Genomic DNA, 15,323 nt, shown 5'->3' with positions numbered 1-15,323 from the left:
AATCCACCTTAATTAAATCTGAGGATTTTCACCTCAACACATCAAAGGTTTTTAATGGCAACAAAAGACAGTATGAAAAACATCGAAGCATTATTTCAGTCTAAGAAAAAAGGTGATGTAGTCACACTTGAAAACATCGCAAAAGAGTTTCCTAAACAGCCAACAGCAGCACAAGCAAAGAAGATACATAAATTTGCCACTGATGCTAAAGTAGAAGTTATTTCTGCTTCAGAGCATGCAAAATTTCTCACAGCAAAAGAGAAGAAAAGAAGAGAAGACGCAAGAAAAAAACTTGCAGATGGCTCTGCAGAAGATGAATTTGACCTTCATAAAGAAAAAGAACTACTTGAGTGGAGTCGTTCTGACAGTCCTGTTAGAATGTATTTACGTGAAATGGGAAAGATCCCTCTACTGACGAAAGAAGAAGAGGTCGACCTCTCTATGCGTATTGAAGAGGGAGAAGATATTATCATCGATGCTATCTGTTCTGTCCCTTACCTTATAGGCTATATCATAAACTATAAAGAACCTTTACTCAACCGGGAAAGACGCGTAAAAGAACTTTTCAAAAGCTTTGAAGATGATAAAACAGAAAAAGATGATTCTGATGATTCTGATGATGATTCAGAAGCAAGTGCACCTAAAGATGACAAAAGGGTCAAACAGGTTGTAGACAGCTTTAAGCAACTTGAAAAAGCTAAAAAAGAGTGGATGAAAGCACGTGAAGATCTGGATACATTTTTAGAAACAGAAGAGGATGAAGTAAAAATTCTCCATGAGCGTCTAAAAATAGCCTTTAAAAAAGAACTACTAAAAGCTGCTCTTTTAAATCTTGGGCCAACCTCTAAACTTATTAATGAACTTGTAAAAGCGATGGAAACTGCACTTAAAAGTGATGACAGTTTCGAAAAAGAACTTAAACGTTTAGAATACAAGCTTCCACTTTTTAACGACACGCTCAAGGCAAATCACAAAAAACTGCTTGATAACATCATCAATATGGATAAAGATGACATTATCGATGCTGTACCTGAAACAACCATGGTAAGTACCTATGTTGAGATCAAGAAACTTTTTGAAACGAGAGAAGCAAGTAAAGGTGGATTTGATCTTTCTGAAGAGAAGCTTCAAGAGATCTTGGGTCAGATCCGTCAAGGTAAAGCAAAAAGTGAAGTGGCTAAAACACGTATGGCAAAATCTAACCTTAGACTGGTTGTTTCTATCGCTAAACGTTATACTAACAGAGGGCTCCCATTCCTTGATCTTATCCAAGAAGGGAACATCGGTCTTATGAAAGCTGTTGATAAATTTGAGTATGAAAAAGGATACAAGTTTTCAACCTATGCAACATGGTGGATCCGTCAGGCGATCTCCAGAGCTATTGCAGACCAGGCGAGAACGATTCGTATCCCTATTCACATGATAGAGACCATTAACCGTATCAATAAGATCATTAGAAAGTATCTTCAAGAAACAGGAAAAGAGCCAGATCTTGATACGATCGCTGAAGAAGTAGGCTTATCAGTAGACAAAGTAAAGAATGTCATTAAGATCACCAAAGAACCTGTTAGTCTTGAGACACCTGTAGGTGATGAAGATGATGGTCGATTTGGTGACTTCATTGAAGATAAAACCACACTAAGCCCAACAGATGTAGTACTAAAAGACGATCTCAACAATCAGATAGATGATGTACTTGACCAGCTTAACGAAAGAGAAAAAGCGGTTATCCGTATGCGTTTTGGTCTTCTTGATGATGAAAGTGATAGAACACTTGAAGAGATAGGAAAAGAACTGAGTGTAACACGTGAAAGAGTAAGACAGATAGAATCATCTGCGATTAAAAAACTCAAGCACCCTAAAGTGGGACGTAAACTTAAAAACTACATCGAAGAATAATTCTTCATAAAAGTATTATGATGTCTGAACCTAGATTTTTTGCCCTTATCATAGGAACAGAGATCCTGAATCGTCGTAGAAAAGATGCCCACTTTGATTTTGTAACAAAAGCATTAGCTGATAAAGGGTATAAACTTACAGCTTCATTTACTATAGAAGATGATCCTGCACTTATCATTCAAACCATCAAATTCATTGCTTCACAAGAAAATGCTGTACTCTTCTCTTTTGGTGGTATAGGTTCTACTCCTGATGACCACACACGTCGCTGTGCATCCATTGCTTTGAGAGAGGGTGAAATGATCACACATGAAGAAGCAAAACATATCATTGTAGAGACACTTGGTGAGAAAGCCTACCCTTACTCAGTACGTATGGCAGAACTTCCAGAAGGTGCTACGCTTTTAGAAAATCCTGTCAATAAAATGCCTGCTTTTGCATTGGATGAACGCTATTACTTTATGCCAGGATTTCCAGAGATGAGTCATCCCATGGTGGAAAAGATACTCACGAAACTGATACCGAACAAAAGAATCTACTATCGTCATACACTTACAGCACTTTGTAAAGAGAACGTATTTATAGAAATCATGGAAAATATGCCAAAAGAAGTAGAGTTTTCTTCTTTGCCTAAACTCTATTCTGATGGATGGAGAGTTTCCATCTCTGTGGCTTCAACAGATGAAAAATTGGCATTTGAGTCTTTTAACAGATATATAGCCACACTTGAAAAACAGAAGGTCGTCTATAGTTTACATGATCAACACAATGAAGAGTAGTCCAAATAGATGACATATATAGAAACACTGAAACACCCTACTATCAGAAGACTCTCGCTCATACAACTTATCTCCTATTTTGGAACATGGTTTTCACAAGTAGCCATTTTTTCTATGATCGTAGCCTATGGTGCTGATGAGATCACTATAGCCCTTACTGCTGCTATGGCCATGTTACCCGCCGTTATACTTGCTCCTCTCATAGGTATCATCATCGACCGTATACATTTCAAGAAGCTTATGCTCATTCTTCTGCTTATTGAGATATCTATGACCCTTGGGTTTATTTTCATCAATTCACTTGAATATATATGGGTGTTAATGATACTCATCTTTTTACGCTCTTCCGCTGCTTCTATGCTCTTCTCTGCAGAGATGGCACTTTTCCCCAAACTTGTACAAGGGAAAATGCTTAAAAATACCAATGAAATACACTCTATCATCTGGTCATTGTGTTATGCTTCAGGCATGGCTGTAGGAGGTATCGCAACACATTTTATGGGCTTTGATACTGCCTTTTTAATAGATGCTCTTTTGTATGGTATAGCCGTATTCCTCTTATTAGGTTTACAACTCTCTCTTGAAAAAGTACAACATACAGACTCAAATTGGCAAATGTTTAAAGATGGGTTTAGCTATATGTTAGCCAATAAAAAGATCCTTCATCTCATCTTACTGCATGCAGCTATAGGACTTACCAGTTTTGATGCACTCATCACCCTACTTGCAGACTTAAGGTACAAAGAATTCATTGCTGTACCTCTTGCCATAGGATGGATGAATGCAACTAGAGCATTAGGTTTGATGATAGGCCCTTTTTTCATTAGTAAAATCATTTCAAAAGAGAATTTACACTATTTTTTCATTCTACAGGGTCTTGCGATCATGCTTTGGTCAATGCTTGAATACAATTTCTATTTGGCACTTATAGCACTCTTTATCACCGGGTTTTTCATCACAACACTTTGGTCATACACCTACCTGCTCATACAGGAAGAGACAGATTCACATTATATGGGAAGGGTCATCTCTTACAATGATATGTTCTTCATGCTTTCCAATGTTGCTACTGCGATGTTTATAGGATATGCTGCGAAATGGGGATTATCATTAGAAGGTATCACCTTTACTCTCGGTTTAGGGTTTATAGTAGTCGCAGGGTATTATCTTTGGTTCAAAAAGCAGTATCTTGATGAGAAAAACTAACAGAAGCATCTGCTACAACTGCTATCGTCCCCATACGTCATGCATGTGCAGATATATCACTCCCATAGAAACACACACACGATTTGTTATCTTAATGCATCCCAAAGAGTTTAAAAAAACCAAAAATGGCACAGGTCATTTTACGAACTTATCTTTGAAAAATTGTGAGATACATATCGGCATTGATTTTACAGAACATGCAGTCATCAACACTATCATAAACGATCCATCAAATATCTGTTACACTCTCTACCCTCATGAAAAGAGTATCAATCTCAATGAAGCACCCATAGGAGAAGAGAAAAGAAATACAGTCATCTTCCTTATAGACTCAACCTGGCCCTGTTCAAGAGCCATCTTAACTGCAAGTCCAAATATTGATGCTTTACAAAAAGTCAGTTTTACGCATACAGAAGTCTCAAAATTTACTTTTAAAGAACAACCTAAAGCGTACTGCTTGAGTACCATGGAATCTACCTTATGTGTATTAAAACTTTTGAACACACATCATATTGAAAAGATAGAGAGTAAAAAGTTAGATCAATTTTTACTCCCTTTTGAAAAAATGGTGGAGTATCAACTCTCTTGTAACTAAAACTATGGTTACTCTATATGAATTTAAACAACACCGCTGTAGTAAAAAAAGAGAAGAGTATACCGTAACCGACAATGGCAGAACTAAGTCTTGGAGCCAATCCAGATAAGGATGCCATTGCTCCTGCTGTGATCATCGGTGCCATGCCTGCTTCCATCACAGAGACATTTGCAGCTAAACTTGTCCATCCGGCTATTTTAACAATAGTCAATGCGATCATGGGTGCGATCACTAATTTAATAAGCAATGCCATACCAAAAGGTTTTATTTCATGACCTGGCAGTTTGAGTTGTAATTGCAGTCCCACTGCAACCAATGCAAGAGGTACGATAGTATTTGCCAAAGTAGCTAATACTTTTAAGATCACATCAGGGAAAGGTGTCCCTATAAAAAAGAGCGCAAAGATCAATGAAATAAACGGGGGGAATGTAAGGATCTTGACAACCATGATCTGAACATTGATTTCACTTTTATTCGAATAATAGGCAGCCACAAATATACCATATGTTGCAAGTGCTAAAAAAGTTCCTATTTGATCGTACACTAAAATAAAAGGCAGCGCTTCATCACCTAAATATGCATTGATGATAGGAATGCCTAAAAAAGAGGAGTTCGTTAACACTGCAACAAGCATTAACGCACCTGTAACTTCCTTAGTAAAATGAAATATCTTGGAAACAAACAGGGTCAAAATAGCTGTCAAAATCATAACGACCCAGGCAATGATCACAGGAATCATAATATCCATAGAAAATGTTAGCTTTGGTATTTGCAGCAAGATCATAGCAGGGAGAGAAATAAATATAACAAATTTATTTAAGATAGCTGCTGCATCTTCAGGGAAGATCCTTAGCCTATTCAATCCGTATCCAATGAAAATAGCCACTATTATTAATATGAAATTTTCCATAAAACCCTTATATCTTGTTCAAGATAAACATTTCCATCTCTTTGACGATAAGGTCAAGTGTTCTCTCACCATCTATGAATTCTAACAGATCATTGTTGATATAGAATGTTTGGATCTCTTCCAGCGGTGTAGTGTAAATTTTCATTCTATCAAAAAACACCTCTACACTGTCATCAGAACGGACTACTTCCGCCTCAGCAGCTCTTCCTAAAATACGTTCTTTCGCCACATATTCACTCACCCGTACTTCGATCACGGAAACAAGCTCGATCTCTTTTTCATTTTCCAAGATTTTATCGAGTGCATGCATCTGCTCTACACTTCTTGGATACCCATCGATCAGTACCACATCTGTTGGTGCATTTTTAATAGCTGAAATAATCGTATCCATGATAATATCAAGAGGAACCAATGCCCCTTGATTTATAAAGCCATCAATGGTCTTACCAAGTTCACTTCCACTGGCTACCTCTTCTCTTAGCATATCTCCAGTTGAATAGTGAACGATACTCTCTGTATGTCTTCCCGCGATGATGCTGGCATCAGTTGTTTTTCCGGAACCGGGGGCTCCAATAATTAGAAATAGTTTCTTTTTCATAGTCTTCTTTTATCCCATTCTCTTAGTGTATACCTATTATGCCACGCTGTTATAGCATTAATATAGCATTCATGGAATTTGCATTGTGTTTTTACTATAATGTTTGAGGGATGGGTCTTCATACGTTTGAAGATACTCCACTTTACGCAGTAAAATCTCTTTTCATTAGATTTAAAGTGTCCATAAACAGTGAAGAGAAAACCTATTTTATCTTCACTAACGCATACTTTTAGGCTCGCAACCTGTCATCTTTAAAAAGTTCATATTTTTTTCTTAATGAAGCAACTTTTTTTCGTGTATAACCCAATTTTTCAGAAATTGCTATATCTGACATCTTATATTGTAGAGATTTGATCACCATAAGTGCATAACCAGATATTGGAAGAATTTCATTTTTATACAGTGAAGTACTTTGTACAACAACTTCTATTGTTTCATAAGGCTTATTGACACTGGTGAAACTGGAAACGATAAATTTTCTGCCTTCCAATTTAGTAAACAGACTATTTCTTTCCTTTACATTCAATGACTCTAGTCCGGACAGATAAAGAGGTTGATGCTTTTCAGCATGATGTATTTTGTCCCTCCAATTTTTACTATTTAGAGAGATAAACATGATATTCATATCTTTTCTTTTACCATAGGCTAAAACCAATTGATCAATATAAGCGATATTGTTCGTAATAATGATCATAGGAAAACTGATTTTATCAATGTATTCTTCAAGCGCAATATCTTTTAAAACATACTCATGATACTCACCATATAATGCATTTTTAAACTTGAGTTTCTCAAATTCTTGATAATGTTCAATTTTTTTAACAAGAATATCCATACTTACAGGTTTCATAATATAATCTTTAGCACCCAATTTAATAGGTTCAGTAAGCGTTTCATTGCTTTTATGACTTACTAACAGTAAAATAGATTTTTGTTTAAATTTTTGAATAAAAGCTTTGGTACTGCTCATAGAAAATACAGTAGAGAGTATACAAACATCACCTATGCTGAATTTAGCGGCTTTGTTGATACAATTAAAAACTTCCGTTTTGTATCCTGATTTTCTTAACTTGTCTGAGATATCATTAGCAAGTAATATCTCTTTTTCTATGATAGTAATCATCATCTTTTTTGTCCTGAACTTACTTTTTTACTTGTATTATTATGCCTTCTTTCTAGAGAAAGAAGGTAGGTTATTTTTACTTTTATGCGTTGATCAGATCTTCGATCTGTCCAACAATACTAGGATCTTCAAGTGTAGAAGTATCTTGAGTGATCTTTTCACCTTTTGCAAGTGCTCTAAGGATCCTTCTCATGATCTTTCCTGATCTGGTTTTTGGAAGATCTGGAACAAAGACCATATCATCACATAAAGCGATATTACCGATCTCTGTTTTAATGATCTGATTGATCTCTTTCATGGTCTCAAACTCATCAGCGACATCATCTTTGTGTTCCATAGGTACAGATTTAAGTACAATATAGGCAAAAATCCCTTCTCCTTTAAGATCATGAGGTTTACCTACAACAGCTACTGCGGCTACATTATCATGCTTCTTAATTGCTGCTTCTACTTCAGCTGTACCCATACGGTGTCCAGATACATTAATAACATCATCGGTACGACCTGTGATCGTGATATAACCATCTTTACCATATATGGCACCATCACCTGTGAAATATACAGGTTTGCCATCTTTAGTCACATCACCGAAGTAAGACTTTTTGAAACGCTCTTCATCACCCCACACACCACGGATCATAGAAGGCCAAGGGCGTGTTACACACATATATCCACCTTCACCCTCTTCTACTTTTTCACCCGTTTCAGGATCAAGGATCTCAGCCATGATACCTGGGAGTGGAAGTGTTGCACATGCCGGCTTGATCGGTGTAGCACCTGGCAGTGGAGAGACGATGTGACCACCAGTCTCTGTCTGCCAGTAGGTATCAACAATTGCACATTTACCCTGACCTACTTCATCATAGTACCATTTCCAGGCAGGAGGATCTATAGGTTCACCCACTGTTCCCAGTACTTTAAGAGAAGAGAGGTCATATTTAGCCGGCTCATCTTCACCCATTTTATGAAGTACACGAATTGCTGTTGGTGCTGTATAGAACTGGTTGATCCTATGTTCTTCTACCATTTTCCAAGGTCGACCTGCATCAGGGAAGGTAATAACACCTTCAAACATTACAGTAGTGGCACCCATTGCGAGTGGCCCATATACGATGTAAGTATGTCCTGTGATCCAACCAACATCTGCCGTACACCAGTAGGTATCATTGTCTTTAACGTCAAATACCCATTCCATAGTCATTTGTGCCCAAAGAATATATCCAGCAGTGTTATGTTGTACACCTTTTGGTTTACCTGTACTACCAGAAGTATAGAGTAAGAAAAGAGGATCTTCACTCTCCATAGGTTCAGCATCACATTTACCAGATTTACTTTGGATAAGTTCATTGTACGAGTAGTCACGTCCTGCTACCCATGTAACATCTTCATGGTTTCTCTCAACAACTAACACTTTTTCAACTGGTGTCTCACCTGTAAGTGCTGCATCTACTACAGGTTTTAGCATATATGGTTTTGTTTTTCTGTAAGCACCATCCGCTGTGATGACTACTTTAGCCTCAGCATCTTCAATTCTGTCACGTAATGCCTCTGAAGAAAATCCACCAAATACGATCGAGTGGATCGCACCGATACGTGCACATGCTAGCATCGCATAAGCAGCTTCAGGGATCATTGGCATATAGATGACAACTCTATCACCTTTTTTTACACCGAAATCTTCTTTAAGAAGATTGGCAAATTTATTTACTTCATAAAAAAGGTCAAGATAGGTGATGACCTGCTTGTCGCCTCTGTCACCTTCGAAAATGATCGCTGCTTTATTTTTTTGCGTCTCTAAATGGCGGTCAATACATTGATGTGCAACATTTAGTTTACCCCCATCAAACCACTTCACAAATGGTGCATTGGATTCATCTAGTACCGTGTGATACGGTTCAATCCAATCGATCTTCTCATCCGCATACTCTTTCCAGAAACCTTCATAATCATCAGTAGCTTTTTTTACCAAAGCATTGTATTCATCCATACTTTTTATTCTTGCATCTTTTGCAAATTCAGGGTTTGGTTGATAGATTTCTTGTAACATATTCTTTCCTCTTGTAAATTTATGTAAAAATTACCAGTGTAATTTTAAGATAAACTTAGCTTAACTGAATGCTCCTTTGTATTCTGGCATATCTTTGAGTTTAAGATACATCATTCCAGACATCACAGCATCATTCAGTGCATCATGCTGTCCCAATTTCGGTAAATTTAATTTATCCATGATAGTATCGAACTTCAAATCGACAAATTCATGCGATGACTCTTTCTTGTAGCGTTTATAATACATGTTTGAAAGTTCTATACTTTTATTTGGTATGGTCGTTCCTATCAGTTTTTTTGCATAACGGTTGATCATAGCAATATCAAACTTTATATAGTAGCCAATAAGCGTTCTGTTACCTATAAAATGCAAAAACTCCTCAATCGCTATTTTGGCTTCTATACTATTCTCCATATCACAAGGACGAATGTGATGTATCTTAATACTCTCTTCACAGATATTATTCTCTGGTCTGACATATTTTTCAAAAGACTCACTGAATTCTATTTTATTGTTTATGATCTTGACTGCACCTATCGAAAGAATTTCATCTTTTTTTACGTTCAATCCTGTGGTTTCACAATCAAAAGAGACAAACTCTTCATCCTCTGTAATCTCATCAAACAAAAAGGAAAAATCAGGATTTTTAAGTCTCGACTTTTGATAATGTTGTTTTAGCTTTGCGATCATTATGCCAGGTTTCCTAAACGAAAATGATGTGTAATAAATTTTTTAAATTCATTCACAATGACAAAACTGTCTTTGAGCATATCTCTCTCAATTTTTCCAAAACCGCTCACATCAATGACATTGTCAAGCGGCAAACCTTCTTTTTGCTTTAAAATATGGCCTTGAAGCCGTAATCTAGCCAAGAGCCCTAATGCTTCTATGAGCTCTGAAGCCATCTCTTTTTCCAATACACCTAACTGATGTAGTCTTTTGATTCTTTTTACTGTAGATTTCTCGAGCACACCATTTTCCAAAGCTAAACTTCTGATCCCTTGAACGATAGCAAAAATACCCCCTTTTTTGATATCTATCTTTCCCTCATCGGTCGTACGCAGTGATGAAAACATATTAATAGGTGTTTGAAAAAGAAGTGAATTTCTGGCAAAGTAAGCCATAAAGACATCTTTTTGCTTAACCATATCAAATATCTTTTGTTTTAATGGTTCCAACAAAGTGGTATCTCCTGCTACGCATTTAGCATCAAAGAATATTGCCAGATCCATATAGTGATCCATATCGTTACCTTCAAACCAAATAACTATTTGCTTTTCAAATTCAGCCTGTGTCTTACACCAATATGGATTATTTACCATAATGTTTCCTTCACATGGAGGAAAACCGAATGATATGAGTTCTTTTGTAAACTGATCCATATAAGGTCGGAAGCGTTCTACATCTGTGTCATTTGCAACAACCAGTGCATTATCCTGATCTGTCTTAATGATCTGTTCATCTCTTCCTTCACTTCCCATCACTAAAAGTGCACATTTATTTTGCAATTCTTCGGGGACAACAAAGCCAAAGAGTTTTTCATAAATTTTAGCATTAAGTTCTGCAACCATTTTCCCGATATAGGTTGTTTTTAAGCTCTTATTATAGAGTGACTTAATCGTTTTATTGACATCTTCACTGGCACTTTTAAGCTCTTCTATAGTCTTTGCTTTAGCTATTTTTACGGAAACAATATGTGTGTGATTTGCAAAATAACTCAATATATCTATTTGCTTAATGACTCCCACTATCTTTCCATCTTCAAGTACCCCTACTCTTTTTATGGCATTTTTCACAACCAATAATAACACTGAAAATAAAAAATCGTCTTTTTGTACACAGATAAATGGGAAATTAGCTATTTCAACTATGGGACTGGATAAATCTCTTCCAACTAACAAGACATCTTTTTTTAAATTAGAATCCGTTACAACACCGTATTGTGAATCATTTTCTACAATAATGGTAGAAGTGTTTCCAGCAATAGATTTTTCTATCGCATCCTTAATACTTGTCTCTGCCTGAACAATACATGGTTCATGCATATAAATATCACTTACCTTGGCAAACATAAAAGAAGATATTTCTGAACCATACTCTTTATTTTTTAGTGTTTGAAATCTAGCAGTCATGTTTTTAAGAAAAAAGCTTTCAAACTTCTTATTGGTTCCGATCAAGTTTAAGAAAACAGATTTTTTTAGCTCATAACATATAAGATCTTCATTAACGACAAATGTACTTTCTGTCTTATGATAGATGAGAGAATCAGCATCAAATCCATCTTGCTCATGATAAACAAAGGTCAACTCATCATTGTTATATTCGTTGACTTCACCTTTGATTATAATAAAGAAATAATCACTTATTTTCTCTTTTGAGATCAAAACCGTATCTTTAGGATAATACGCTATATCCATATTTTTCAAAGCCATGTCTAATTCAAACTCTGTAAGTTTTTCAAATGGATGGATTTCTTTTATAAAGTTTTTCTGATCGTGTAAACTCAAATTTTTTCTCTTTTTTCTCTTTAATAATGGTGAAACTTGCCCAAAGGCAAGTTTCAAGTGTTCCTAGTGATCTACAGCTTCACCTGCACCTGAAGGGAGACGGATTCTTTCTACAAGTTCCTGAATCTCTGCTGGTGGTGGTGGTGTCGCTCTTGATACAAAGTATGCTACCACAAAGTGTATAACCATACCAATAGTACCAATTCCTGTTGGTGCAATACCGAAGAGGTAATCTTCTTTTGCTCCACCCATAAATACAAAGTATACAATATAAACAAATGTAAATGTAAGACCAACTATCATACCGGCAATCGCACCTTCTTTGTTCATTCTCTTATCAAATACACCCAAGATAATCACTGGGAAGAATGATGCTGCTGCCAAACCAAATGCAAATGCAACAACCTGTGCAACAAATCCTGGAGGGTTGATACCTAGATATCCGGCCACCAATATGGCAACTACCGCGGCACCTCTCGCCAATCTTAACTCTGATTTTTCAGTAAGTGTTGATTTTCCAGTTGTTTTATCTTTCATCAATACTTGACCAAATAAGTCATGTGAAATTGATGATGAAATAACAAGTAGCAATCCTGCTGCTGTTGAAAGTGCTGCTGCAAGTCCACCGGCTGCCATCAATGCTATTACCCATGCAGGTAAGTTAGCGATCTCAGGGTTTGCAAGAACCATAATATCTCTATCAACATAGATCTCATTGGCGATACCATTGTTGCCTTTAGTCTCTTCAGCTGTTGCTGGACCTTTAGCATTCGTTGTTAATCTTTCACCATTTACACCTGTTTTGTCACCATCATATGCTGGTTTACCTTTTGGACCATCAAATGCTGCCCCTTTAGCGTATTGGATCTTACCATCGCCATTTCTATCGTTCCAAGCAAGTAGTCCACCTTGTTCCCAAGTTTTGAACCAAGAACCATCATTAATAGAACCGTCTGCTCTTTCTACACCACCATTTACAAAAGACTTATATTCAACGTTTTGTACGTTTTTAACAAGGTTTACTCTTGAGAATGCTGCAACTGATGCGATAGTTGTATACATAATAGCGATAAACACCAATGCCCAACCAGCAGAGATTCTTGCATCTTTAACAGTTGGAACTGTAAAGAATCTAACGATAACGTGTGGAAGTCCAGCTGTACCAGCCATAAGAACCACAGTAAGCATGAACATGTTAAATACAGATCCTGGCTCAGTATAGTTGTTAAATCCTAGGTCATTTACCGCTTGGTCTAGAGCATGCATAAGGAATGTACCTTCTGGTATGGCCCTCACTCCAGTATCAAACGCAAATGCGGTCTGTGAAAAGAGTCCCATTTGCGGTAAGAACGTATCTGTAACCTGTAATGAAAGGAAGATAGCCGGTACTGTAAATGCAAAGATCATTACAACGTACTGAGCAACCTGAGTATATGTAATACCTTTCATACCACCTAGTACAGAATAGATAAATACGATACCCATACCAAGCATTACACCTGTGTTAACGTCTACCTGTAGGAATCTAGAGAATACGATACCAACACCTCTCATTTGTCCTGCAACATAGGTGAATGAGATAAAGATAACTGCAACAACCGCAACTGTTCTTGCAAGGTCAGAGTAATATCTGTCACCAACAAAATCAGGTACAGTAAATTTACCGAATTTTCTCAAATATGGTGCTAAAAGCATTGCTAGTAGAACATATCCACCAGTCCAACCCATAAGATAAGCACCACCATCAGAACCTTTAAAAGCAATGATACCTGCAAGCGAGATAAATGACGCCGCTGACATCCAGTCTGCTGCTGTTGCCATACCATTTGCTACTGGGTGAACACCACCGCCTGCAACATAAAACTCTTTTGTAGAACCCGCTCTACTCCATACTGCAATACCAATATATATTGCAAAAGTCACACCTACAAATAGGTAAATTAAACTTTGTAATTCCATTCTTTCTCCCTACTCGTCTACGCCGTATTTTTCATCAATTTTTTGCATTTTATATACATATACGAAGATAAGTAATACAAATGCGTAAATTGAACCCTGTTGTGCAAACCAGAAACCTAGTTTCACTCCACTGATCTCAATAGCGTTGAGTTGATTGATAAACAATACTCCCGCTCCCAAAGAGACAACGAACCATACGACTAAAAGTCCTATTATGGTTCTAATGTTCTCTTTCCAATATGCCTGTGCTTTTTCTGCATCCATGTTATATTTCCTTTTTAAAAGTTATAGTTAGCTATAAGTCTATACTCATCCCATCCGAAACCGTCAGGACCAGTAAATTCTGTTGGGTAGTTTGCTCTTGCTCTCAAGTTCAGGTTTTCTGTTGCTTGGTACTGAACATCCCAACCCCACTCTTCACTTGTTGCACCTGCAGCATATGTTGAATTTCCTACATCAAATGAAGTGTAATAAGCTGTCGCTTTTACATTCGCACCAAGAAGTTCATTCATTTTATATGTTCCTGCTACTTTCCATGTATCTGTATCATTGAAGAACTGGTGTCTTGTTACCATACCTTGTGTAAATGCTGGCATTCCACCCCATGGTGTGATAATACCGTGACCTAAAGTACTATCATCATCAAGCGTTTGTGAATACGCAACATATCCACTTAATGCACCCGCACTAGCACCTAACTTAGCCGCCCAGTAGTTACCCTTAACATTACCTGCCAATGCATCACCTACATCACTTTGGTTGATATATTGTGCAGAAGCATTCATTTTTACAGAATCGCTTACGTTGAATCCATAATCAGCTTGAAGATAAATTGAATTCATTAAGTCCCATGCGTAGTAGTCCCATGCCTGAAGCGTAAGCCCCTCAATACCTTTATAAATAACAGCACCTGTAGTTATACCATCTGTAGTGTTATCAACATAGTTACCACCTGCATCTTCATTTCCTAATGCAACAGTTCCCATATTTGTAAAGTTACCGCTTCCTGCTAGTGTAAATCCAAGTCCATAACCACTTTGAATCGACAATGCACTTCCTGAACCATAAACATTTGAGAAATCACCTGTAGCCATCTGAGTGATATGTCCCAGAATCAATGTTGTATTTTCAAGATCAGTATTACTTAATACCGCTGCTTCAAAAAGGTTTGGAATCATTCTCGCATCATCTGCACCAGCAAGTGGTGTATTGAGTTTTTGACGACCAATTTTAAAGTTTGTATTTCCTGTAGCATAATTAAGGTATGCTTCACCAAAGAAACCATAACTATCAAAACCTGGACCATATACTGAAGGATCATAAGAATAAGTTGTATTAAGTCCAGCAGCAGCCATTGACGCTGCTGATTTATCATGAAGTTTTATGTGCTCTACCCCATAAGCTTTAAACCCTGCACTAAATCCATTCCATTCAGCTGTGTCATAACCGATCCATCCACCTAAAGCAAGTGAATTACGATTCCCTATTGGATGATTGTTATCATAGGTTCTATCAACATAGAATGATCTGAATTGTCCAGAGAATGTTCCTACTGACTCCTCTGCAACAGCCTCTACTACAGGCTCAACTGGTTTCACATCTCCTCCAGCCATAAGCAGTGTTGAAGCTACGACGGATAATGCCAAATATTTTTTCATTTTGTCTCCTATTATTTTTGTACGATTAGAGTATGAAGGGTT

Annotated in this window: 13 protein-coding genes; 4 read left to right on the top strand and 9 right to left on the bottom strand. The window is 37.0% G+C overall.

The window, feature by feature from the left end; genetic code table 11:
- Nucleotides 1-54: 54 nt before the first annotated feature.
- Genes rpoD through WBM70_RS00305 form a run of 4 tightly spaced genes read left to right on the top strand, consistent with a single transcriptional unit; the run spans nucleotide 55 to nucleotide 4,479 of the window.
- Nucleotides 55-1,899 carry an RNA polymerase sigma factor RpoD gene (rpoD, locus tag WBM70_RS00320; RefSeq protein WP_424556521.1) on the top strand — a complete coding sequence of 615 codons (1,845 nt, stop codon included), beginning with the start codon at nucleotides 55-57 and terminating at the stop codon, nucleotides 1,897-1,899.
- A gap of 20 nt (nucleotides 1,900-1,919) precedes the next feature.
- Nucleotides 1,920-2,678, top strand: coding sequence for a competence/damage-inducible protein A (locus tag WBM70_RS00315; RefSeq protein WP_424556520.1), 759 nt, complete (start codon nucleotides 1,920-1,922; stop codon nucleotides 2,676-2,678).
- 9 nt (nucleotides 2,679-2,687) lie between these two features.
- A complete protein-coding gene (locus WBM70_RS00310; protein ID WP_424556519.1) occupies nucleotides 2,688-3,884 on the top strand; it encodes an MFS transporter in 1,197 nt (398 codons plus the stop codon).
- Nucleotides 3,871-4,479, top strand: coding sequence for a tRNA-uridine aminocarboxypropyltransferase (locus tag WBM70_RS00305; protein WP_424556518.1), 609 nt, complete (start codon nucleotides 3,871-3,873; stop codon nucleotides 4,477-4,479). The genes WBM70_RS00310 and WBM70_RS00305 overlap by 14 nt, the downstream gene beginning before the upstream one ends.
- Nucleotides 4,480-4,492: 13 nt before the next feature.
- Here WBM70_RS00305 and WBM70_RS00300 read toward each other — a convergent pair whose 3' ends face one another.
- The 9 genes from WBM70_RS00300 to WBM70_RS00260 all read right to left on the bottom strand — a co-directional run bounded on the left by WBM70_RS00300 (nucleotide 4,493) and on the right by WBM70_RS00260 (nucleotide 15,281).
- The gene (locus WBM70_RS00300) at nucleotides 4,493-5,389 is read right to left on the bottom strand and encodes an AEC family transporter (RefSeq protein ID WP_424556517.1); all 897 of its coding nucleotides are present in this window, start codon (nucleotides 5,387-5,389) and stop codon (nucleotides 4,493-4,495) included.
- A 7-nt stretch (nucleotides 5,390-5,396) separates the two neighbouring features.
- Nucleotides 5,397-5,987, bottom strand: a complete 591-nt coding sequence (locus WBM70_RS00295) for an adenylate kinase (RefSeq protein ID WP_424556516.1) — start codon at nucleotides 5,985-5,987, stop codon at nucleotides 5,397-5,399.
- Between the two features lie 229 nt (nucleotides 5,988-6,216).
- A complete protein-coding gene (locus WBM70_RS00290; protein WP_424556515.1) occupies nucleotides 6,217-7,113 on the bottom strand; it encodes a hypothetical protein in 897 nt (298 codons plus the stop codon).
- A 79-nt stretch (nucleotides 7,114-7,192) separates the two neighbouring features.
- Entirely contained in the window at nucleotides 7,193-9,157 is a 1,965-nt protein-coding gene (gene acs / locus WBM70_RS00285) for an acetate--CoA ligase (RefSeq protein WP_424556514.1), read from the bottom strand.
- 60 nt (nucleotides 9,158-9,217) lie between these two features.
- Nucleotides 9,218-9,847 (bottom strand): 3'-5' exonuclease, encoded by a 630-nt coding sequence (locus tag WBM70_RS00280; protein WP_424556513.1) that lies wholly within the window; start codon nucleotides 9,845-9,847, stop codon nucleotides 9,218-9,220.
- Nucleotides 9,847-11,664, bottom strand: a complete 1,818-nt coding sequence (locus tag WBM70_RS00275; protein ID WP_424556512.1) for a putative nucleotidyltransferase substrate binding domain-containing protein — start codon at nucleotides 11,662-11,664, stop codon at nucleotides 9,847-9,849. Before WBM70_RS00275 ends, WBM70_RS00280 begins: the two co-directional genes overlap by 1 nt.
- Before the next feature lie 63 nt (nucleotides 11,665-11,727).
- A complete protein-coding gene (locus tag WBM70_RS00270; RefSeq protein ID WP_424556511.1) occupies nucleotides 11,728-13,623 on the bottom strand; it encodes a sodium:solute symporter family protein in 1,896 nt (631 codons plus the stop codon).
- A gap of 9 nt (nucleotides 13,624-13,632) precedes the next feature.
- Nucleotides 13,633-13,887, bottom strand: a complete 255-nt coding sequence (locus WBM70_RS00265) for a DUF4212 domain-containing protein (RefSeq protein ID WP_424556510.1) — start codon at nucleotides 13,885-13,887, stop codon at nucleotides 13,633-13,635.
- A gap of 14 nt (nucleotides 13,888-13,901) precedes the next feature.
- Nucleotides 13,902-15,281 carry an OprD family outer membrane porin gene (locus WBM70_RS00260; RefSeq protein ID WP_424556509.1) on the bottom strand — a complete coding sequence of 460 codons (1,380 nt, stop codon included), beginning with the start codon at nucleotides 15,279-15,281 and terminating at the stop codon, nucleotides 13,902-13,904.
- Nucleotides 15,282-15,323: the final 42 nt, after the last annotated feature.

Origin of the sequence: Sulfurovum sp. (assembly GCF_049668085.1) — a bacterium.
In the GTDB taxonomy this organism is placed as follows: Bacteria; Campylobacterota; Campylobacteria; order Campylobacterales; family Sulfurovaceae; genus Sulfurovum.
The sequence above is the reverse complement of the archived record's forward strand: the minus strand, read 5'-3'. Positions and strand labels throughout refer to the sequence as shown.